Source organism: Bradyrhizobium sp. ISRA442, from assembly GCF_038085055.1.
In the GTDB taxonomy this organism is placed as follows: Bacteria; Pseudomonadota; Alphaproteobacteria; order Rhizobiales; family Xanthobacteraceae; genus Bradyrhizobium.
Genome location: NZ_JALGCN010000006.1, coordinates 65,292 through 84,215, shown reverse-complemented (window position 1 = coordinate 84,215; position 18,924 = coordinate 65,292). Strand labels below are relative to the sequence as shown.

Below are 18,924 nucleotides of genomic sequence, written 5' to 3'. Positions count from 1 at the left end.
GGTTGTCTACAGTCACGAGTGTGATCTCGTGTGAGAGAAGCCTTCGTTTTCGCTCAAGACCTGTTGTTAAACTATGGGGTTATTGCACGATTTTGATCAGAAAAGCAGCGGCAATCGGGGGACGCGATCGGCCTCCTGGCGGTTACCTCTTGCACCGGCCCTTGGGAAGGCCTTGATAGAACGAATCATTCGAGGAAGGACGCGCTTTGGCGGACTTGTGATCTTATCTCCGCTCTGCCGAAGCTGCTCGCCAGTTAGGGGTGAGCGGGAAGGCAGTGCGGCTATACGAGGCGCATGGCTTGCTCCGGGCCGCATCTCACCTTCCGGGGCAAGTCCGATGGTGAAAGAACCTTTGGAGCTCCCCAAGGCTTCCTGGATGTGCGCTACGGCAACGCCGACAGATCGGCCTGCGCCGAGATCTCATGGGAAGGGCACGGCTAGAATGATCTGTTCTGTGGTCGCGGATGGGACATGATGTGCACCGTGGGCAGGCTCGTTGCCTTCTACATCCACGATGGCGACGATTCAGCCTTCGTTTGCGAACTCAGTTCTTCAATACCCTGCTAGACCGATCTATCGTCGCGCGCGATCGAGCCTAAATACGCAATGTCCGTTATCGCGTCATCTCGGCCAGTGTTGTCCTAGCGAAGCGAACGCGGTGTTCGCGACGGCGCTGCTGTTAAATCGTCCATGCGGCGCTATCGTTTCCGCTAGACAAAGAAGCGGCCGCTTGGCGGTGCGCGGAAGCAAGAATCCAGCCGATCTATGTGCCTCTGCGCGCCGGGTCTTCCTCGAGCATCAGAAAGCCGAGCCCAAACAGCGGTTGCGGCAAAGCGCAACGAGGGAGTTAAGACGTTAATGTCTTTGCGGCTTTTCGGGCCCTCATCGGGAAGACCATTCTATCTAACCGCGTCGTATTTCTGCGCCTCCGTGCTGGTGTGGATGACGCAAGGGTTTGGTATGAACATGACTTCGGTCAACATACCGCAGATTGCTGGCGCGTTCGGCGCTTCGATATCAGAAGCGACATGGCTGAATGCAGCCTACATGGCTCCTAATGTCAGTCTGTCCATTCTGCTTGTCAAGATACGCAATCAGTTTGGGCTAAGGATGTTTACCGTCGTGAGCATCGTCAGTTTCTCGGCTGCAGCGTTGTTGCATGTTTATGTGGTTGACCTCAGGACGGCTGTCATACTGAGGTTCTTCGCGGGCATTGCGGCTGCACCGATGTCCACGCTAGGCATGCTCTACATGATGGAAGCATTTCCGCCTGCGCTGAAACCAACTTGGGCGATAAGTCTATCCCTCACTTGTTCAACGATCGGTAGTACCTTCACGAGACTGATCTCGACGTCGCTGCTGGATTACGGCCAGTGGAAAGCGCTCAGTACCATGGAGCTCGGGTTGGCGCTATGTTCGCTCGCCGCCGTATTAGCGCTCCATCTCACGCCTATCGCTCGTGAGAACGTGCTCGAGGTCTGGGATTTCGTTAGCTATCCCTTACTCGCCATCGGCTTTGGTTTGATTGCTATCGTTCTGGTCCAAGGCACGAACTACTGGTGGTTTGAGGTCCGCTGGATTGGAGTATGCTCCGCAGTTGCCATTGCTTCGATATGCGCAGCGCTGCTCATTGAGCTTCACCGATCAAGGCCACTGATCGATCTCCAATGGCTCACTCACCCAATCGTCTTGCGATTCGCGGTAACTTTAGTTCTCTTTCGCTTCGTCCTGTCGGAACAAACGGCGGGAGCGTACGGCCTATTCCGATCGTTCGGCCTACTGGGCGAACAGAGTAGGTCTCTTTACGTTGCAATAATAGGAGCCACGATACTTGGCGGACTCCTGTGTGGTGCGATTATGGAGGCCAAGCGTACGGCGTTGCTCCCCGCGCTCGCACTCGCCTTAATTAGTTCGGGGGCCTACGTAGATTCTCATTCAACAGTCCTGACGCGTCCGGAAAACATGTATCTGAGCCAAGCTCTGATCGCGCTCGGTGGGATCCTTTTCCTTCCTCCGGCCTTGTCGGCAGGGACGGCGCTTGCTCAGAGCAGCGGTCCGATGACGATGTCCAGTTTCGTGGCCGTTTTTCTGCTGTCGCAGAACCTGGGAGCGCTCGCGGGAAGCGCCGCATTCGGCAGTTTCGTAGTGGTTCGAGAGAGAGTTCATTCGAGTCGGCTAATTGAGCCGGTTCTGCAATCAAATCCCATCGTCGCTCAGCAACTCGATCGGATTAATAATGTCTATCGCGGGGTGCTACCGGATGATCGCCTTAGGAGTGCGGAAGCTGTGGCCAATGTGGCGCGGCGCCAATCGCAACAAGCGACAGTGCTCGCTTACAACGACGCATTTCTACTCATAGCGCTTTGTGCTGCGGGGACCTTAGGAATCCTCGTGCTGGGGATCATTTTGGGATATCGGCCGTCACGGGTGGAATCAACAACGGTGACCAACGACGCGCGGGTGTCGAGTAATTCGTAAGCACATGGAAAAATGGATAAAAACGATACTTGTATCGCTAATCGCTGTCTTTGGCGTGCTATTACTACTTCACGCATGGCAATTACCGCCCTTTCGGACGCAAGTCGTCGTGACGGAAGATGCCTATATCCGCGGTCAGGTTACTATAATCAGTCCGCGGGTCTCGGGTTATGTGACCCAAGTACCGGTTCTTGATTATCAACGGGTCAAGAAAGGTGATCTGCTGGTCCAGATCGATGATCGTATACTGAGCCAAAGGCTGCTACAAGCCGAAGCCGATCTTGCACAGCAGAGGGCCGGCCTGGCCGTATCGGAACAGAACAAGCGATCGGCGGAAGCCAAGATTCGTGCAAGCGAGGCCCTGGTCGCGAGTGCGAAGGTCGCGCTTGACACGGCACAAGCCAACTTTGACCGCACTAGCAGTCTTGAGGGACGAGGCGTGGCCACGCAGGCATCGCTCGATGCGGCTAATTCGACGCTTTCCGCTGCGCGAGCCGCCGTCGCCCAGGCGCAGGCAGCGGTTGATGTAGCTCACCAGGACTTGGCCACGATCATCGTAAACCGCTCGTCGATTGAGGCGGCGATCGATAGTGCGCAGGCAACCCATCGACTGGCCGAGATCGACGTCGAGAACACGCGCATCATCGCGCCGCGGAATGGTAAACTAGGCGAAGTTGGAGTGCAAATCGGTCAATACGTGACTGCAGGCACGCAACTGATGTCGATCGTTCCCGATACGAAATGGGTAGTTGCGAATTTCAAGGAAACCCAACTTTACAATATGGAGGTTGGGCAGCCGGTAACTTTCAAAGTCGATGCTATTCCAAATGTCGTCTATCATGGACGCATTCAAGACTACTCGGGCGCGACCGCGGCCGAATTCAGCATCCTAAAGCCTGACAATGCGACGGGAAACTTTACGAAAGTCGCGCAACGCCTGTCGATTCGGATTTCGATCGACCCCGATCAACAGCATCTCGAACGATTGCTTCCAGGTCTGTCCGTCGTCGTAAGGACGGACAAGGCCTCGGAACCATTCCTCTCAAGTGAACAGTAGTTGGCCTGCCGGCGCAGTCCTCGGCAGCCCGACCATCGCGATCTGGTTCTTGCGGCTGACGAAGGCGCGAGCGGTCGAACGACGATAATTTGTTTCGGGCTGCGTTGGCGGCAAACTGGTACTCGACATCTGACGCGTGAAGTGCGTCGACGCTCCAGCCAACGAGGACGTCGCCATTGCGAGCGACGTGGCGTGAGCTTCGGAGGCCGGACGATAGCGAAGCGACCGAGACGCTTCACGTGCACAAATCAAGTCTTCTGAGTTCTCTCCTCCCCTAGGTTCTGTTAGCAAGGCTTGTTTACGTCCTTTGGACTTTGCGAGTGAGGGTCTGCCAGGCCCTCCATACAAACGCGAGGAAGCCGCGCACCCCGCGAGACAGGGCATCGAAGTCTGCCTCAGCGCGAGCAAGCTGTCCCAGTATCTGATCGGAATGCCAGATCAAAATCTGTCCTAGCGATGTCGGTACAATTCGTCGCGTCGTACGATCGAATAGGCGCGCGCCCAGCAGGTCTTCTATTTCGCTGAGACCGCAAGAAATTGCGGATTGTGAAGTATGCAGCACCTGCGCACAGCGGCTCATACTCAGCTCGCGCCCCACCCCCTCTATCAACCGCAAGTGCCTGATCGTCAGTCTCTGTCTGAACTTCCCAGCATTCACCCATTGGACAGGAGCATCGAATCTATCACCAAAAGGTCGGACGCAAATCCATATCACGCCAGATATGAATAGGTACGCAAATGTCAAACCGTGAGGAGCTAGATCAAGGGAGAAGGGGACCTATACTGGAGAGAGCGACCTGACCGGTACCGAAGTCGCGGCAGCGTACGTCGAAGGCGGGGCCTCTGGAAAGCGGCATAGGGAGACGAGATGCCATGAGCAGTCTGAACGCGGTGCACTGGTGGATAGGGGGATAAGCCGGTATCAGCTATGGATATTCACGGTCTGCTTCCTTATCTCGCTGGGTGATGGGCTAGATTCGCAAATCATGAGCGTGACCGGGGCGGTCATGGCCCGAGATCTCAGTTTGGCGCCGGTCACCTTACGAAGCGGCTCTGTGAAGCTCGCGAACACCGCTGTGTAAGCGCGTCGAATAGTTAATGATAGGCAACGATCGTGACTGCAGCGTCGGCGCACCTCAAAGTAAGGGTCAGCAACATCTGGATCGAAGCACTAGACGTCGCTTCATTCGAGCTGCGCCCCGCGTCGGGAGACGAGCTACCCTCGTTTACCGCGGGGGCCCATATCAATGTTCATCTGCCTGGGTCGATGACCCGCAGCTACTCTCTTCTGAACGACCAGTGCGACAAGCACCGCTACGTCGTTGCCGTCCGAAGAGACGAACAAAGCCGCGGCGGATCGGTCTACATGCACGATTGCATCGCACCGGGTAGCGAACTGATCATCAGTTCTCCAAGGAACAGTTTTCCACTGGTCGAGGACGCGAAGCACGTCGTGTTTATCGCCGGCGGGATTGGCATAACACCGATTTGGGCGATGGTGCAGCGCCTGAAGTGTCTAGCTCGATCTTGGGAACTTCACTACTGCGCGAAGACACATGGACATGCCGCCTTCTACGAAGATATCAAGAGACTCTCGCGTGTGGACAATGCAACCGTCAACTTCTATTTCGGAGAGAGCAATTCCCGGAAGATAGGCATATCTTCAATCGTCGAGAGGGCGGACTCAGGCGCCCATCTGTACTGCTGCGGGCCCATCAAGATGATGAGGGACTTTCGCGAAGCGACATCGAAGTGGCCGGCGCAACAGATCACACGGAATACTTCGGTGCGGAGCCGCGAGAAGAAGCTTCACACGGGTTTGAGGTCCAACTTGCCAGATCGGGTAGAACGCTCCTAGTCGCTCCTGGCAGGAGTATTCTGGACACGTTGCACGCTCTCGGGCTGGATGCTCCCCACTCGTGCAAGGAAGGGGTGTGCGGAGCCTGCGAAACTCGCGTCCCCCGCTGGTACGCCCGATCATCGCGACCTGGTACTTACAGCGGACGAACGCGCGACCGGTCGAACGATGATGATCTGCTGTTCGGGGTGCCGCGGCGACAAACTGGTCATTGACCTATAGGAGGTCCGCGTTGACGTTGCGGCCTTCCCGAAAGGCCGTTTCCCTCGCCTTGGTCTCTGCTTGCGTTAGCCCGCAACTTTAACGCTTCGTCGTGCGCTGTCGGTCCTCAACGCTGTCGCCTGCGCTACGCACCGTTCCATTTAGCTGAACGCGGAGTTCTGTTAACGTGACTTGTTTACGTTTCGAAGTTCGCGAGTGTTGGATGAGAGGAAAGCTGCCTCCCTGCAACCGCGAGGAAAACACCCGTGAGGCTTGATTGGAGAAAATACCGGGACAGAGGCCTTGTGGGCATGAGCCCCACCGAGGGAAGGTCGGGCCAAGAGCAAAAATTTGACTGGAAGAGGATATAGTTGATCTCTCTACCAGTGGACCTGACACGCAAGCGCGATGAAACTATCGCTATATTCAAAAATAAACCCGTCGAAAGTGGCGCATCTAATCGGGAAATAATACTGGCGCTCGGAGCCGCAACTTCGCGCACAGGTCGACAAGGATCGCTGATCTTAAATTCAGTCGGGGCCGCACTTCGAGATCTGCACTCCTTGTGCCAGCCTCTCACAGCTTGGGACCGGAAATGCCGAGATCTCGGCTATGGTGGTACGCAGGGCGTTTGGTGGGTAGGTCAATTTCCACAAAGCGAAGCCTTCGTTCAGGGAGCACTGGCTGACGGACAAGCTGAGCATGATCAACATCGGCGAGCACTTCGAGTGTTCCGGGCATCTATGCCAGTTGGCCTATCATCGAAGTCTGCATTCCCGTTGTGAGCCACGGCGCGTCTGGGAACACAAACAAGTACGGATGTGCGAGTGATGTCGAGTTCACGCAGTGCCGATGGTTCGAGCGTGCTGCTGTACGTCGACCGAAGCGGCAACCACCACGAATTGTTCGACATTCTTTCAGGCGCTGGCCTGCTGGTCGCGCGCTGTGACGAACCATCCGGTCTCCAGGTCGGAGTACGAAACGCTCAAGCAGGCTGTATCGTAGCCGACCTGGCGGGCGAAGCAGGATCTGCCGTCGACCTGCTTGCACGCCTCAGAAGTGGCGGATGCACGGTGCCCATCATCATCGTCATGGAGCGCGCGGATATCCCAACGGCGGTGAGGGCGCTGCGGCATGGAGCGGCGGACGTTTTCAAGAAACCCGTTGCACCTGAAGATCTGGTGCGGGCAGTCGTTGGGGTTTTAGGCGTACGCCGGCCCTACGTGAATAAGATGCAATTTCGGGGACGGCCACGCCTTACACATCGAGAGGGCGAAGTGCTGTCGCATCTAACAAGTGGAAAAAACACGAAAGAGATCGCCCGGATCCTTGGGTTAAGTGCGCGCACGGTGGAGACCTACCGGAGTAATCTGATCAGAAAGCTTGCGGTGCGGAACACAACGGAGCTCGTGCGCCTTGTGATATCACGGGAAGTCCTGCAGCCGCTCTTTCAAAGATGAGCGCTCCTGCAGCCCAGCTCGCTGACGCGAGCGGACCCAAGCTCAGCGGCTTGCAATTACTTGGACTAAGTCGCAGCGCAATCTTGCCGCGCAAAAGCCAGCGAGTTTGTCGTTTTCTAGCCCAAGCACGCTCTTGCGCTCGATCTAAGATGCTTTGGAGTGGAGCGCTGGGGTGGAGCAATCCTCTATAACGACAAGGACGATGCGTCGGAATTCCCAGACCGGATGTTGAATTCTGAGGGGTCTCTTAAAGTTGCAACATCAAGGAGCCCAGAGGGCTTGCCCAGCGATCCAGCGGCGGGACCTGGTTGGATTAGCTTGCTGGCCCGCTTTCCGCCTTGGGCGTGCTGCTGCCCACGCTGGGGGAGATCAATCCAGTGCTGACGAAATCGGGAGTCTTGCTTCAGCACGTCGATACAGCATCTCGACGTCTAAAACGAATACGCAGCTGAGATGTAGCTGAAGCTCGAGTTATGGCCGCCAACCTTTAGGAGGGACCTGCTTACGTCCACGTAGACGTATCCGGCATTGATCGAGACGTGACGGTCTGCTTGCCAGAAGAGGTCGATGGAATACTGCGTGCTGCTGTATTGTCCCGGAACTCCTGCCGTCCCGGCAATCGGAATTCCCACGGACGTGTAGACGGCATCTTTGATTGTTTGTCTCCAGATGAAGTCGCAGGCCATCGTTATCTTCAGTTGATCGGTCGGCCTGAGAGTGAGCGACGGCTGCAAGTCGGCAACATTGGAGGCGCCGATCAAACCGGCTTGATTAAAATAAGCGAGCTTTGGAAAAAATCCGCCGTAAGTGCCAAGCTTGCCATCTTGCGGATTGCTGTCCCCACTGCCGACCGTCGCCTTGAAGCCACTCCGAGCCTTCCAACTGCCGACAGCTGACGTATAGCCCGTATCTGTCGAAAAGCCCCAAGCGCGGATTTCCTGTTGGCCAAAGCTTCCGAATTGCCCAAGCGCTTCCCAATCCCAGTCCCATGGGGCGGCGCCGCCGAAAACGCGTGCGCCGATGGCGTGTCGCTGCTCTACGCCCGCTCCCGCGCTAAACAGTGCATTTCTATTCTCGAATCCGAGGTAGTAGAGGTCTAGCCCAGAGTTGGGGATCACGCCTTTTGGCACCGTGGTGTACAGGCCCCAGAACGCTTGCGAGGGACTGGAGTAGTCGTCGAAAGCTCCGGCGTGCAGCAAGACCGGCCGTGTGACAAACGCGTCCAGCCGAACATCAGCGATCGAGCCGCCGATGCGGAAACCATCGAAAGCTCGGCGGACGTTGGGGGCGTCCCTTATCGAGACCAGGCGCTGTGCGCCAAACGCCAGTTCCTGACGACCAATCCGCACATCTGGATCAATATTCGCATTTCCAGTCACAGGAAGCCGAATATCGAAAAACGCCTGCTGCACGTCAGAAACATCGAAATAGGGCGGCGCAGCAAGATCTTTTCCCGGAGCAAGATGACTTCCAAGCTGCACAAATCCGCGAACGCTGTCACCAGCGTGCAGGTCTGCATGCAAAAGTACGCGATGCAACAGGTAGCTATCGCCGGTTTTCCCTGGAACACCGAAATTTCCTGCAGAATAGCTCTCGAAGCGCTCTCGCACTTCACCGCCCAGGCTCAAAAACCAGCTCGGGAAGCCAAGCGGAATGTACTTGATCGCATCCCATGGATCACTGCGTTTCGTCGGGTCACTCAAGTAACGATAGTCTTCATCGTAACGCAATGACTTGAGTGCAGGTGCCACCGTCTCCTTCACGGTCGTCTGTTGCGCAAGCGCGGCGGTCGTTCCGCTGAACATGGTGCCGAGCAGGAGGAAACCGAGCAGGATGCAAGCTCTGGCTCGTGGCCGTCCGTCTATCGCAGGTGTCACGAGGACGATCGAAGTCCAAATGCGGCGGGCACTTGCAACATCGTTCTCGCTCCATCGTGGATCTGCGGCGAAAGCACGTACGGAATTCGCATATGTAACCAGTTCCAACCGGGACGTTTAAACCTCAATCCGGTCAATGCGATTGCGCGAGCTGTCCGCTCGCCGACATTACAAGGGATTCGTACTGACCGGAGACATCTTGGTGTTCGCCGTCGCCGAACACGGGGTTCGCACGTCGAGCCCGAGGATGTAATGCCTCAGCTTGACGCTAGGTTCTCCCGCTGGCAAATCGGCCGGCACGTCATTCCGAGGAGACTAGGCGTGCGGTTTGTCAGCTACCGAAAAGATGAAAGAGAAGGTTTGGCCGTCCGCAAGGGTGGCGACCTGTTGGATCTCGGCTCAAAAAGCCTACTCGAGCTCTTGGCTGAGGGGCCGGGCGCGTTGGCTGCGGTGGCCAATTCGGCAGGAAAGGCGCTCGATCCAGCCGGCCTTCGCTTCCTTCCGCCGATTTCGCGCCCGCCCAAGATCATCTGCGTAGGTCTGAACTACGTCGATCATGCCGCGGAAAGTCCTTACAAGAACGTTCCGGATTATCCGCCATTTTTCCCCCGCTTCGCTTCGAGCCTCGTCGGACATGATGAAGCCATCCTTCGCCCTTCGGAGTCCGAACAGCTCGACTTCGAGGGCGAGCTCGTTGCTGTCATCGGAAGGGGAGGTCGACGGATATCCCGCGCGAACGCGCACGACCACGTTGCCGGCTATTCGATCTTCAATGACGCATCTATCAGGGACTATCAGTTCAAATCGCCTCAATGGACGGTCGGCAAGAACTTCGACGGGACAGGTGCCTTCGGGCCTGAATTCGTGACGGCGGACGAATTGCCCAGGGGCGCCGCTGGCCTTCGCCTAGAAACGCGATTGAACGGTCAAGTCGTCCAGTCTGCCGATACGCATGATCTCGTCTTCAGCGTTGCCGACCTGGTCTTTTTCGCCAGCGAGGTATTCACCCTGGAGGCTGGTGACGTGATCGTAACCGGCACTCCTGCCGGAGTCGGCTTCGCGCGCAAGCCGCCTTTGTTCATGAAAGATGGTGATGTCTGCGAGATCGAGATCGAGGGTATCGGCATTCTGCGCAATCCAATTAAGGACGAGCCGCAAGCATCCATCGCGGCCTAATCAAGTCTAATTAAATCTAGGGAGGACTTCCGTGACCCCACTCGTGGTGCGCCAGAGTTACATGTCCTTGAACGTGCAGGATCTAGATGCCTGTGTAAAGGATGCAATCGATATCACGGGGCTCCAGCTGGTCGAGCGCAGCGATGCCAAAGCCATATTGAGCTCCGGTTCAAAGCACGCCGAGCTCGTCCTCTACCAGGCGACTCAAAACGCGGCGCGGTGCGTCGGACTGGAGGCGCCGGACGCTGGGTCAGTCGATCGGGCCGCGGTCAAGATTCGCGAAGCTGGATTGCGTGTATTGAGCGAGCAGCCGTCGCTCGACTGCATTTCACGCTCCGTGACATTTGCCACGTCAGAAGGGCACGTCATCGAGGTTCACACGCCAATGCCCGAGACGCAACGGCGTAGATATCCCGGGCCGGGCATTCATCCGAAAGGAATTTGCCATGTGAATCTGGCTGCGCGTGACCCGTGGACGATCTACACAGAGCTCAGCAAGGCGATTGGTCTCAAGCTATCAGAGCGTACGGTCAACAACGAATTGATTTGGCTCCGCGCGGCGGACGGGCGTCACCACACGGTTGGGATCGCGAAGAGCGGAGAACCGGGGCTGCATCACTTTGCGTGGGAGTTTGCGCAATTCACCGATTTCATGAGACTAGGTGACCTTCTCGATGCAGTCGATCGCTCAATGGTATGGGGGCCGGGCCGACATGGAGCCGGCGACAATCTGTTCACGTACTACGTTGACCCTGCCGGCTTTCTCGTCGAATGCTCTTCGGAGATGGAGATCATGCATGATGGTGCCGATTTCCAGCCGCGAGTGGTGGATTGTCCGCCCGACCTATCCAACGTGAAGCTCGTCAACCGATGGGGGACTGTGCCGCCGCGTGCCTGGTTGGAACACCATTCCCACTTCGCTCCGTGGGAGGCCCTCCAGAAGTCGTAGCAGGCATCTTTGTCGCGGGGCTTGGGATCCTAATCGGTTAGGTGAGTTGAAGATCGACTCCGGCGCCATGCTCAACGATTAGCGCGCAAGACTCGTCGATTATCGAATCGAGTGGCAAATATGGCTCTCTACGGGAAAGTCGTCGTCGTTACCGGCGCGGAATCCGGGATCGGAAGGGCTGTTTCGCTCGCATGCGCTGCCGACGGAGCGACGGTCGTTGCTGCTGGCTTAATGCTGGAAAAACTTGAGTCCACGACAGAAGAAATCCGGCGGCGTGGAGCGAAGGCGACGGCGGTCTATGCAGATATTTCAAATCCAGAAAGCGTCTCTAACCTGTTCGAGGTGACGCAACGCTCGTTCGGTAAAGTCGACGCCGCGGTGGCGAATGCCGGCATAATAGGCGACCAGACGCCGGCCATCGACTTGAGCTTGGATAATTGGAAGAGGACCATCGAAGTCAATTTGACGGGCACGTTCCTCACCGTCGCTGCGGCGGCAAGGATTCTGGTAAGGCAAGGTGCAGGCGGATCGATCCTGGCTACGGGGTCATCGGCTGCCCTCAGGCCGGTTCCCGGCCTTATGGGCTATGCGGCAAGCAAAGGAGGGGTGCATGCCATGATGCATGCCCTCGCGATTGAGCTGGCTCCGCACCGAATCCGTGTAAACACGCTAGTTCCGGGGACCACCTCCACCGAGGCGACCCGCAACATGCCGGGATATTTGGAAAAGGCTGCCCAATCGCTGCCGCTCGGGTCGGTCGTGGAAGCGGACGAGTTGGGACGATACGCCGCGTTCGTGCTCGGTGATTCATTGCCTCACATGACGGGAAGCCAGCTCAAACTCGATGCCGGTCGAACGCTCTGAAAGGGACGAGAACTCATATGCAGGCTCCTACAGCGACTACGGAGATTAAGACACTTGAAGATCGTCGCTACAAGGCAATGTTGAACAACGACGTCGCCACGCTCGATCAGTTGCTCTCCGATAAGCTCGTATACACGCATTCTAACGGTCAACGCGACACGAAGGAGCAGTATCTGGGCCACGTCGAATCGGGTCATTTCAAGTACTTCGCAATAGCGAGGCCCGAAGAGGAAATACGCGTGTTCGGTGACATGGCGATGGTCGTGGGACGGATGGTCGCGCGAGTTGCGGTCGCCGGCTCCGAAAGGCAATTGGACAATCGCTCGCTCGCGATCTGGATCCGACAAGACGGTCAGTGGAGCCTGCTTGCCTATCAGCCCACGCCCATTCCACGGACCACCTGATACGACACTTTGCGGCGGCGTGGCGAAGGGGCCGGCGAAGAAAAGTCGCCGCCACGGCAGATAAACATCAATAGGACCTGTCGCGGGCTGCCATGCTGTAGTAGGAGCACAAAGTTATGGCCGAAAGCAAGAAACTCAACGTGCTCGGCATTTCCGGGAGCTTGCGCAGGAAATCCTACAATTCCGCAGCTCTCCGAGCGGCATGTGAATTGGCGCCGGCTGGAATGACAATTTCCCAAGCCGAAATCGGCGACCTGCCTCATTACAACGAAGATATCCGGGAAGTCGGTTATCCTGCGGCGGTCGCACGCTTCCGATCGCAAGTGGCGGCAGCGGACGCGGTCCTATTCGTATCTCCCGAATACAATTATTCGATTCCGGGAGCGCTGAAGAACGCGATCGATTGGGCTTCGCGGGGTCCCCTTCAACCGTTCAACGGCATGCCGGTGGCGATTATGGGAGTGAGCGGGGGAATTCTTGGGACCTCCAGGGCCCAGTATCAGTTGAGGCAGATGCTAGTCTACCTTAACGCCTTTCCTGTCAATAAGCCCGAAGTGATGATCGGTCAGGCGACGTCTCGATTTTCCGAGGACGGGCGTCTCCACGACGAGCCGACAAGATCCATGGTCTCCGAACTCTTGCAATCGCTGATGTCTTGGGCCCAAATCATAAGACGAACGGGCTGACTAAGAAGGGTCCATGATCCAGCCCGATCGCAGACCAAAGTGACCGAAGGTCGGAGGTTCTCATGAAGGTTGGTCTCGTTGGCATTGGAGGAGTGGGTAGGGCTTGCTTACTGGCCTTGGTGACTTCCAGCAGCGCACAGGAGATCGTGGTCGTCAATAGGGACCGGGCGCGAGCCGAAGGCACCGTTACGGACATCCAGTATGGTGCAGCCCTCATTAGACCCGTGAAGCTCTTGGCCGGTGAGTATCCCGATCTTCAAGGCGCCGACCTTGTGATCGTGACCGCAGGGATCAACGAAAGGACTGGCGGTGCAACGGACAGGAACGATCCCAAGGGGCGCTTGCGCCTTCTGTCCGCAAATGCAGAAATCTACCGTGATTTGATACCGAAAATCCTGAAGGCGGCTGCAGACGCTATTCTGCTCATCGTGACGGATCCACCAGATGCGCTTGCCGATCTCGCGCGAGAGACAGCGGGGCATGAACGCGTACTGAGCGCCGGCACCTTTCTCGATACTCAACGCTTCCGATTCCATCTTGCGGAGCAGTTCGGCGTGCATCCATCGGCGGTCGAGGCGCAAGTCGTCGGCGAACACGGGATTTCGCAGGTGTTTCTGTGGTCCTCCGCTCGCATCGGCGGGGCGCCTATCCGAAAATTATTTGAAGGAAAAAGCAATCCCGACTTCTCCGACTTCAAACAACGCATCGAACGGGAGGTCCGATATGCCAACATAACCATTATCGAAGGCAGTGGGGCCAGCCAACTCGGGATCGGGCTTGTGACCGCTCGGCTCGCAAATGTCATTCTCCGCGACGAAAGGCTGGTGCTCCCAGTGGGCTCCTATCACCCAAACTACGGTACGACTTTGTCGCTTCCCACGATGTTGGGGCGGCGGGGGATCATTCGCACCTTCGATCCTGATATGGACGATGGCGAGGCAAAGGCGCTCCAGCGGAGTGCTGAAGTACTGCGCCAAGCCGTTCAGCAATCGAGAGTTTAGCCGTGACTAATCCCGCGATCGTTTGATCGACATGGCGAAGGCTCAGTAGAGATCCAGCGTGCGGCATGACTCAACGAGAGAGTGGTTGATCGAAGAGGGTCGCTATCTTCAGAGACCAGAAGCGCTGTTGTCCGGCGTCATTGATCACCTGTTGGCGAGCGGTATCCCGCTGTCCCGAGTACGGCTGTCTCCGCGCGTATTGAGCCCCGTCTCCTGGGCTACTGGGCTTCTATGGTCCCGGCGCTCCGGGAGCATCGAGAAATACGAGGTCCCTCACGACATCAGCGAGACTCCAGGGTTCGCCGGCAGCCCTTTTGACGTGATCTATCGAACCGAACGTCCTTTCCGCAGACGCCTCGATCGAATTCAACCTCGCGATCATCGCATGCTGGCCGCTTTGAAGGAAAGCGGCGAGACGGACTACCTTGCGATTCCGATGCGTTTTAGTGATGGCAGTTTGCACGCCGTGAGCTTTTCGACCGACCGCGAATCAGGATGGAAGATCTCGCATGTCGCCGCTCTTGAGGACGCCGCGCAGGGTCTTGCCATTGCCCTCGAGCCTATGGTGTTACGAAGGCAAACCCGGGAGCTCTTGGCGACCTATATCGGTCGCGAACAGGCCAGTCGCGTTTTGGACGGTCATGTTCGTCGGGGTTTTCACACCACTCTAGAAACTCCGATGATGTTCGCGGATGTCGCCGGATTCACCAGAATGAGCAACGTCGAGCCGATCGACAAGATAGTTGCGCTCTTAGACGACTATTTCGGTGCCCTATCCGATGCAGTTTCCAAGCACTCGGGAGAGGTTCTGAAGTTCATAGGCGACGGCCTGCTTTCCATTTTTCCCCCATGTAATGGTGAGAGTCCTGATATGGGGCGCAGACGGGCCTACTCTGCACTGTTGGATGCGCGTGAGAAGCTTGGCGCTTCTGGTCGATCGCTCGCATTCCGAGTGGCTTTACACTTTGGGCAGGTGGCCTACGGCAATGTGGGCGGCATCGACCGTCTCGACTTTACTGTCGTGGGTCCAGCAGTAAATCTCGCAAGCAGATTGCAGGCGGTGGCAAAGGAGATTGGCCGCGAGGTCTTAGCCACCAGAGAGTTCGCAGCTAACCTCGATGAATTCGAGGCGATTGGATCCGTTAAAGTGCGCGACTTCTCAGATGAGATTGAGCTGTTTGCGCCGCGTGTTTGGCCTTGAATTTGGAAGAAGGGGATCCCGCAAGCGTCGATCGACATCCGTGGATTGCAAGGAAATAGGAGAATGCCTCCATCCTTTCGTATAACGGGGCGGGCGGGAAACCGTATCTGAACATATGACCTAAAGTAAATTGTAACCCAGCTGAGAGGCTCCGATGCATTTTCGCAATCTGGACTTAAATCAATTGGTGAGCCTTGATGCGTTGTTGACGGAGCGAAGCGTTACGCGCGCGGCCGAAAGATTGTACGTGACCCAGTCCGCGATGAGTGCTGCACTGGCTCGCTTGCGCGTCTATTTTGGTGATGAGTTGCTTGTCAAAGTTGGTCGTCAAATGCAGCTTACGCCGTTTGCGGAACAATTATCTGGGTCTGTTCGCGAGGTGATTATCCGTGTGCAGACGGTTATATCAGCGAGACCCCAGTTAGACATTTCGAAATTATCTCATGAAATGCGCATCGTGGCTTCTGACTTCGTCGCGAGCGTACTCCTGCCAAGCGTGTTGCGAAGGATCAGTCGAGAAGCACCTGGATTGCAGGTGGAAATACTGCCGGTGATGGGCACTCGATTCTTGGAGCAGCTGGAGCGTGGAGAAATCGACATCTTGATCATTCCAGAAGCATACGCTTCGGAGGATCTCCCGTTCATGCCGTTGTTCTCGGAAAAGTATTGTTGCATTGTTGATGCTGACGCTGCTCCCCTAACATTGTCTCTGGAGGGGTACTTCAGTATGAGGCACATAGCTGTAAAGCCGTTCATGTATGATGTGGATCATCTTTCCTTTGAGGAACGTCACATCAGGCAGTCTGGAAGGCGGCGGCAGATCGATGTCACCGCACCCAATTTCACACTCATGCCGGAATTGATTGTCGGCACGAAGCGCATCGCGACGGTCCATACGCGTCTAGCACAGCAATATATCAAGCATTGGCCGCTCAAAATCCTGCCGTGTCCGATAGATATCCCGCCGTTAGTCGAGGGCATTCAAAGCCCACCACATCTGGCTGGGGTTTATGCCGTCACTTGGGTGCGAGGCCTGCTGAAAGAAGAGGCTCTGAATCTCTGACGGGCCGATCTACCTGCCGCCTTTCCGGTTATCAGGAACGTAAGATCGCAAGCGCGGTGCCTGCCATCCGACCGAGCCGAAGCGGACGCCATGACCCGTCCACTTAGCTTCGCCAGTCCTCAATGAGAGAACAGCCCGATGCATAAACGGCATTGATGCGTCGGAGCGATAACATTCATTTTCCAACGATTCACTCTCCCAGTAAGAACGCGGCATAACGAAGGCTCGCGTTGGGACTACTAGTCCCGCGGTGTGCTGTTCAAACATTCAGGAACAGTGGGAGGTGCAATTGACCGAGGATAGAGCGCAGAACCAAATCGTCCAAGACCTCGACGTCATGGTGCCAATGCGGGACGGCGCCAGGTTGGCTGTCGACGTGTTTCGTCCCGCGGAATCTGGAAAATACCCGGTCCTCTACGCCTGTGCCTTGCATAACAAGGATATGCAGCATCCCGGCATGGCTGACGTCATTCCACCGCAGCCTGCGCACTCCTCATTGTGGTTTGGCCCGATTGAGGCCGGCGACACGCGGCGGCTGCTCAAGAACGGCTATGTGCATGTGATCGCCCAATCTCGTGGTGTCGGGAAATCGGAAGGCGAATTTATGCAGGAGGAATGGGATCATTATGATCTCATAGAATGGATCGTCGCCCAGCCTTGGTGTGATGGCAGCGTCGGGATGATCGGAATTTCGGCTTTCGCCGGTGAGCAGTGGCGATCGGCGGCGCAGCAGCATCCAAATCTGAAGGCGATCTTTCCTTACGATGCGTGCTCGGCATACGGGGAGATCTGGGGCTTCCGTGATTTTCATCCGGGAGGGGTGATCCAGACAATGCCGTATCTCTTGGACGTTTTCAGTTGCGTTCACGAAAGTAGAGGAATCCCCCAAGTGCTGCCCGAACCCCACGAGACGTGGTGGAAGGAGGCAATGGCGAACCCCGATTACAAGATGTACGCCAACCTCTACAACATTCTTACCCAAAAAGGGCAGCGTTCAGGCTTGATGTATCAGGTGATGGTCGATCCTTACGAAGATGAGGCGACACTGACGAAGGCTGAGGAAAAGTTCAAGAAGATCCAGATTCCGTTTTACACGGGGTCCGGTGCTTATGCTTACACGTACAAGATGCATTGGCAGGGGGCGCAGCACTATTTCCAGAACTGCAACGCGCCGAAGAAGTTGATTTTCACCGGCCCGGCGCATGTTGAGCGTCCATTCCATTCGTACCACGATGAAATTATCCGCTGGTTCGACCATTGGCTGAAGGGAAAGCAGACGGGCATCATGGACGAGCCCGCTGTCAAGTATTGGGTCATGGGAGCCAACAAGTGGCGGACCGGGGCCGACTGGCCGTTGCCTGAGACGCAATGGAAGAAGATGTTTTTGAGCGGTTGGGAGCGTTTAACTGAGGAGGCGCCCGAGCCCTCTAGCCACACCAGCAATGCTGACAATGAGCCGGACTCGTTCGTGCAAATGCCTCTCACTAAGACGAGGAAGATTCAGAAGTTGCGCTACATGACGGACCCGTTGCCCGAGGATCTTCTCGTTGCCGGTCCGATTAGTCTGACGCTCTACGCCGCAATCGACGACGATGACACGAACTGGATCGTGGTCCTGAAGGACGTGGGCCCGGACGTGTCCGTTGTGACGGCCAGAGAGGGAGAACGTGACGTCCCGACCGACCTGAAGGAGCGGGAACTTACGCGAGGCTGGCTGAAGGCATCCTATCGAGCGCTGGATGAGGCGAGATCAAAACCATGGGCGCCATTCCACAAGTTGACGAGGGAGGCGCGAAAGCCCGTGGTGCCAGGGGAGATCAACGAGTACAAGATTGAAATCTTGTCGACTGCCAATCAGTTCAACAAGGGGCACCGAATCTGCCTCGAAATCATGAGCATGGATGTTCCGACGGGCGTCTGTGCCATGACGAACGTAGAGTACGCTCCGTATCACATCTGCCGAAGCAAGACGGTTGTTCACAAGGTCTACCACACCGCTGACCATCCATCTCACTTGCTGCTGCCGATCATTCCGGCGGAGAAGTAGATCGGTTCAGGCGCTCTTCGCTCCTGGCTAAAGTCATGTTCATCTCATGGTTTCCCTCTCAGAGACGTCGATATGCAGCGCGAGCCATATGTCCGTTCTAATGATGTTGCATTGCTGATCGCGAGAATCTGCCTTGCGGCACTATTTCTGTTCGGTGCGACCCGAAAACTCGGGAATCCAATCGGTTTAGCGCCGTTGATCGCCGCGAAGGGGTTGCCGTTTCCGGAGGTGCTTTCCGCGCTTGCGCTGCTTGCCGAGATCGGTGGGACCGTGTTGCTCTTGACGGGCTTCATACCAAGATTCACGGCGATCGGGCTTGCTGTGTTTGTGGTTATGGCGACGTGGATCGGACATAGCTTTTGGACGTATCCGCCCGAAGCTCAAGCTGGGCAGGTGATACATCTCTTCAAGAATGTCGCGATCATTGGCGGCCTGGTTCTCTACCTGGCGAGTGGTCCTGGTAGGTTCAGCCTCAGCGTAAAGCGGACACCTCTGGTCGGCGCTCGCGGACCGAACATATAAGTGCCGGCGGCGACCAGCCGAGAAATCCAAGGAAACTTCATGACGAGGGGTCGGCGTTCCGACTGAAAATGCCGCTCGCC

The 18,924-nt window shown here is 56.5% G+C and carries 17 protein-coding genes and 1 pseudogene; 16 read left to right on the top strand and 2 right to left on the bottom strand.

All coding sequences use genetic code 11. From position 1 onward, the window contains the following. Window positions 1–312: 312 nt before the first annotated feature. The 3 genes and pseudogenes from MTR72_RS15020 to MTR72_RS15010 form a co-directional block, all read left to right on the top strand. Window positions 313–567 (top strand): annotated as a pseudogene (locus tag MTR72_RS15020) (hypothetical protein); the annotation flags it as partial. 198 nt (window positions 568–765) lie between these two features. Next, window positions 766–2,478, top strand: a complete 1,713-nt coding sequence (locus MTR72_RS15015; RefSeq protein WP_341510455.1) for an MFS transporter — start codon at window positions 766–768, stop codon at window positions 2,476–2,478. A gap of 4 nt (window positions 2,479–2,482) precedes the next feature. Further along, a complete protein-coding gene (locus tag MTR72_RS15010; RefSeq protein ID WP_280969017.1) occupies window positions 2,483–3,535 on the top strand; it encodes an HlyD family secretion protein in 1,053 nt (350 codons plus the stop codon). A gap of 298 nt (window positions 3,536–3,833) precedes the next feature. Here the strand turns inward: MTR72_RS15010 and MTR72_RS40355 are convergent, their stop codons facing one another. Continuing rightward, the gene (locus MTR72_RS40355; protein WP_445819582.1) at window positions 3,834–4,193 is read right to left on the bottom strand and encodes a LysR family transcriptional regulator; all 360 of its coding nucleotides are present in this window, start codon (window positions 4,191–4,193) and stop codon (window positions 3,834–3,836) included. A 456-nt stretch (window positions 4,194–4,649) separates the two neighbouring features. Here MTR72_RS40355 and MTR72_RS15005 point away from each other — a divergent pair, with 456 nt between their 5' ends. The 3 genes from MTR72_RS15005 to MTR72_RS15000 all read left to right on the top strand — a co-directional run bounded on the left by MTR72_RS15005 (window position 4,650) and on the right by MTR72_RS15000 (window position 7,054). Continuing rightward, the gene (locus tag MTR72_RS15005; RefSeq protein ID WP_280969018.1) at window positions 4,650–5,393 is read left to right on the top strand and encodes a ferredoxin reductase; all 744 of its coding nucleotides are present in this window, start codon (window positions 4,650–4,652) and stop codon (window positions 5,391–5,393) included. Then, a complete protein-coding gene (locus tag MTR72_RS40350) occupies window positions 5,288–5,608 on the top strand; it encodes a 2Fe-2S iron-sulfur cluster-binding protein (RefSeq protein WP_445819581.1) in 321 nt (106 codons plus the stop codon). The genes MTR72_RS15005 and MTR72_RS40350 overlap by 106 nt, the downstream gene beginning before the upstream one ends. Before the next feature lie 816 nt (window positions 5,609–6,424). Further along, window positions 6,425–7,054: a response regulator transcription factor gene (locus MTR72_RS15000; protein ID WP_341510454.1), complete on the top strand. Its 630-nt coding sequence runs from the start codon at window positions 6,425–6,427 to the stop codon at window positions 7,052–7,054. A 431-nt stretch (window positions 7,055–7,485) separates the two neighbouring features. Here MTR72_RS15000 and MTR72_RS14995 read toward each other — a convergent pair whose 3' ends face one another. Beyond that, the gene (locus tag MTR72_RS14995) at window positions 7,486–8,859 is read right to left on the bottom strand and encodes an alginate export family protein (RefSeq protein WP_280969020.1); all 1,374 of its coding nucleotides are present in this window, start codon (window positions 8,857–8,859) and stop codon (window positions 7,486–7,488) included. 393 nt (window positions 8,860–9,252) lie between these two features. On the opposite strand from MTR72_RS14995, the gene MTR72_RS14990 reads away from it, so the two are divergent. The 10 genes from MTR72_RS14990 (at window position 9,253) to MTR72_RS14945 (ending at window position 18,844) form a co-directional block, all read left to right on the top strand. Continuing rightward, window positions 9,253–10,107, top strand: coding sequence for a fumarylacetoacetate hydrolase family protein (locus MTR72_RS14990; protein ID WP_341510453.1), 855 nt, complete (start codon window positions 9,253–9,255; stop codon window positions 10,105–10,107). 31 nt (window positions 10,108–10,138) lie between these two features. Further along, on the top strand, window positions 10,139–11,056 hold the full coding sequence (locus MTR72_RS14985) for a glyoxalase (RefSeq protein WP_280969022.1): 918 nt from the start codon (window positions 10,139–10,141) through the stop codon (window positions 11,054–11,056). 120 nt (window positions 11,057–11,176) lie between these two features. Beyond that, a complete protein-coding gene (locus tag MTR72_RS14980; RefSeq protein ID WP_280969023.1) occupies window positions 11,177–11,920 on the top strand; it encodes an SDR family NAD(P)-dependent oxidoreductase in 744 nt (247 codons plus the stop codon). A gap of 17 nt (window positions 11,921–11,937) precedes the next feature. After that, complete coding sequence (locus MTR72_RS14975) at window positions 11,938–12,324, top strand: nuclear transport factor 2 family protein (RefSeq protein ID WP_280971337.1); 387 nt, start codon at window positions 11,938–11,940, stop codon at window positions 12,322–12,324. A 116-nt stretch (window positions 12,325–12,440) separates the two neighbouring features. After that, window positions 12,441–13,010 carry an NADPH-dependent FMN reductase gene (locus MTR72_RS14970; RefSeq protein WP_280969025.1) on the top strand — a complete coding sequence of 190 codons (570 nt, stop codon included), beginning with the start codon at window positions 12,441–12,443 and terminating at the stop codon, window positions 13,008–13,010. A gap of 62 nt (window positions 13,011–13,072) precedes the next feature. After that, entirely contained in the window at window positions 13,073–14,011 is a 939-nt protein-coding gene (locus MTR72_RS14965) for a lactate/malate family dehydrogenase (RefSeq protein ID WP_280969026.1), read from the top strand. A gap of 85 nt (window positions 14,012–14,096) precedes the next feature. Beyond that, a complete protein-coding gene (locus MTR72_RS14960; RefSeq protein ID WP_280969027.1) occupies window positions 14,097–15,212 on the top strand; it encodes an adenylate/guanylate cyclase domain-containing protein in 1,116 nt (371 codons plus the stop codon). A gap of 154 nt (window positions 15,213–15,366) precedes the next feature. Then, a complete protein-coding gene (locus tag MTR72_RS14955; protein WP_341510452.1) occupies window positions 15,367–16,275 on the top strand; it encodes a LysR family transcriptional regulator in 909 nt (302 codons plus the stop codon). Window positions 16,276–16,564: 289 nt separating this feature from the next. Continuing rightward, window positions 16,565–18,322, top strand: coding sequence for a CocE/NonD family hydrolase (locus MTR72_RS14950; protein ID WP_280969029.1), 1,758 nt, complete (start codon window positions 16,565–16,567; stop codon window positions 18,320–18,322). A gap of 72 nt (window positions 18,323–18,394) precedes the next feature. Next, the gene (locus MTR72_RS14945; protein WP_280969030.1) at window positions 18,395–18,844 is read left to right on the top strand and encodes a DoxX family protein; all 450 of its coding nucleotides are present in this window, start codon (window positions 18,395–18,397) and stop codon (window positions 18,842–18,844) included. Window positions 18,845–18,924: the final 80 nt, after the last annotated feature.

Bases quoted from the DNA above. Each gene is read 5' to 3' on its own strand.
- MTR72_RS15015 (WP_341510455.1), top strand. From the start codon at position 766: ATGTGCCTCTGCGCGCCGGGTCTTCCTCGAGCATCAGAAAGCCGAGCC.
- MTR72_RS15010 (WP_280969017.1), top strand. From the start codon at position 2,483: ATGGAAAAATGGATAAAAACGATACTTGTATCGCTAATCGCTGTCTTT.
- MTR72_RS15000 (WP_341510454.1), top strand. From the start codon at position 6,425: ATGTCGAGTTCACGCAGTGCCGATGGTTCGAGCGTGCTGCTGTACGTC.
- MTR72_RS14995 (WP_280969020.1), bottom strand. From the start codon at position 8,859: ATGTTCAGCGGAACGACCGCCGCGCTTGCGCAACAGACGACCGTGAAG.
- MTR72_RS14980 (WP_280969023.1), top strand. From the start codon at position 11,177: ATGGCTCTCTACGGGAAAGTCGTCGTCGTTACCGGCGCGGAATCCGGG.
- MTR72_RS14975 (WP_280971337.1), top strand. From the start codon at position 11,938: ATGCAGGCTCCTACAGCGACTACGGAGATTAAGACACTTGAAGATCGT.
- MTR72_RS14970 (WP_280969025.1), top strand. From the start codon at position 12,441: ATGGCCGAAAGCAAGAAACTCAACGTGCTCGGCATTTCCGGGAGCTTG.
- MTR72_RS14965 (WP_280969026.1), top strand. From the start codon at position 13,073: ATGAAGGTTGGTCTCGTTGGCATTGGAGGAGTGGGTAGGGCTTGCTTA.
- MTR72_RS14955 (WP_341510452.1), top strand. From the start codon at position 15,367: ATGCATTTTCGCAATCTGGACTTAAATCAATTGGTGAGCCTTGATGCG.
- MTR72_RS14945 (WP_280969030.1), top strand. From the start codon at position 18,395: ATGCAGCGCGAGCCATATGTCCGTTCTAATGATGTTGCATTGCTGATC.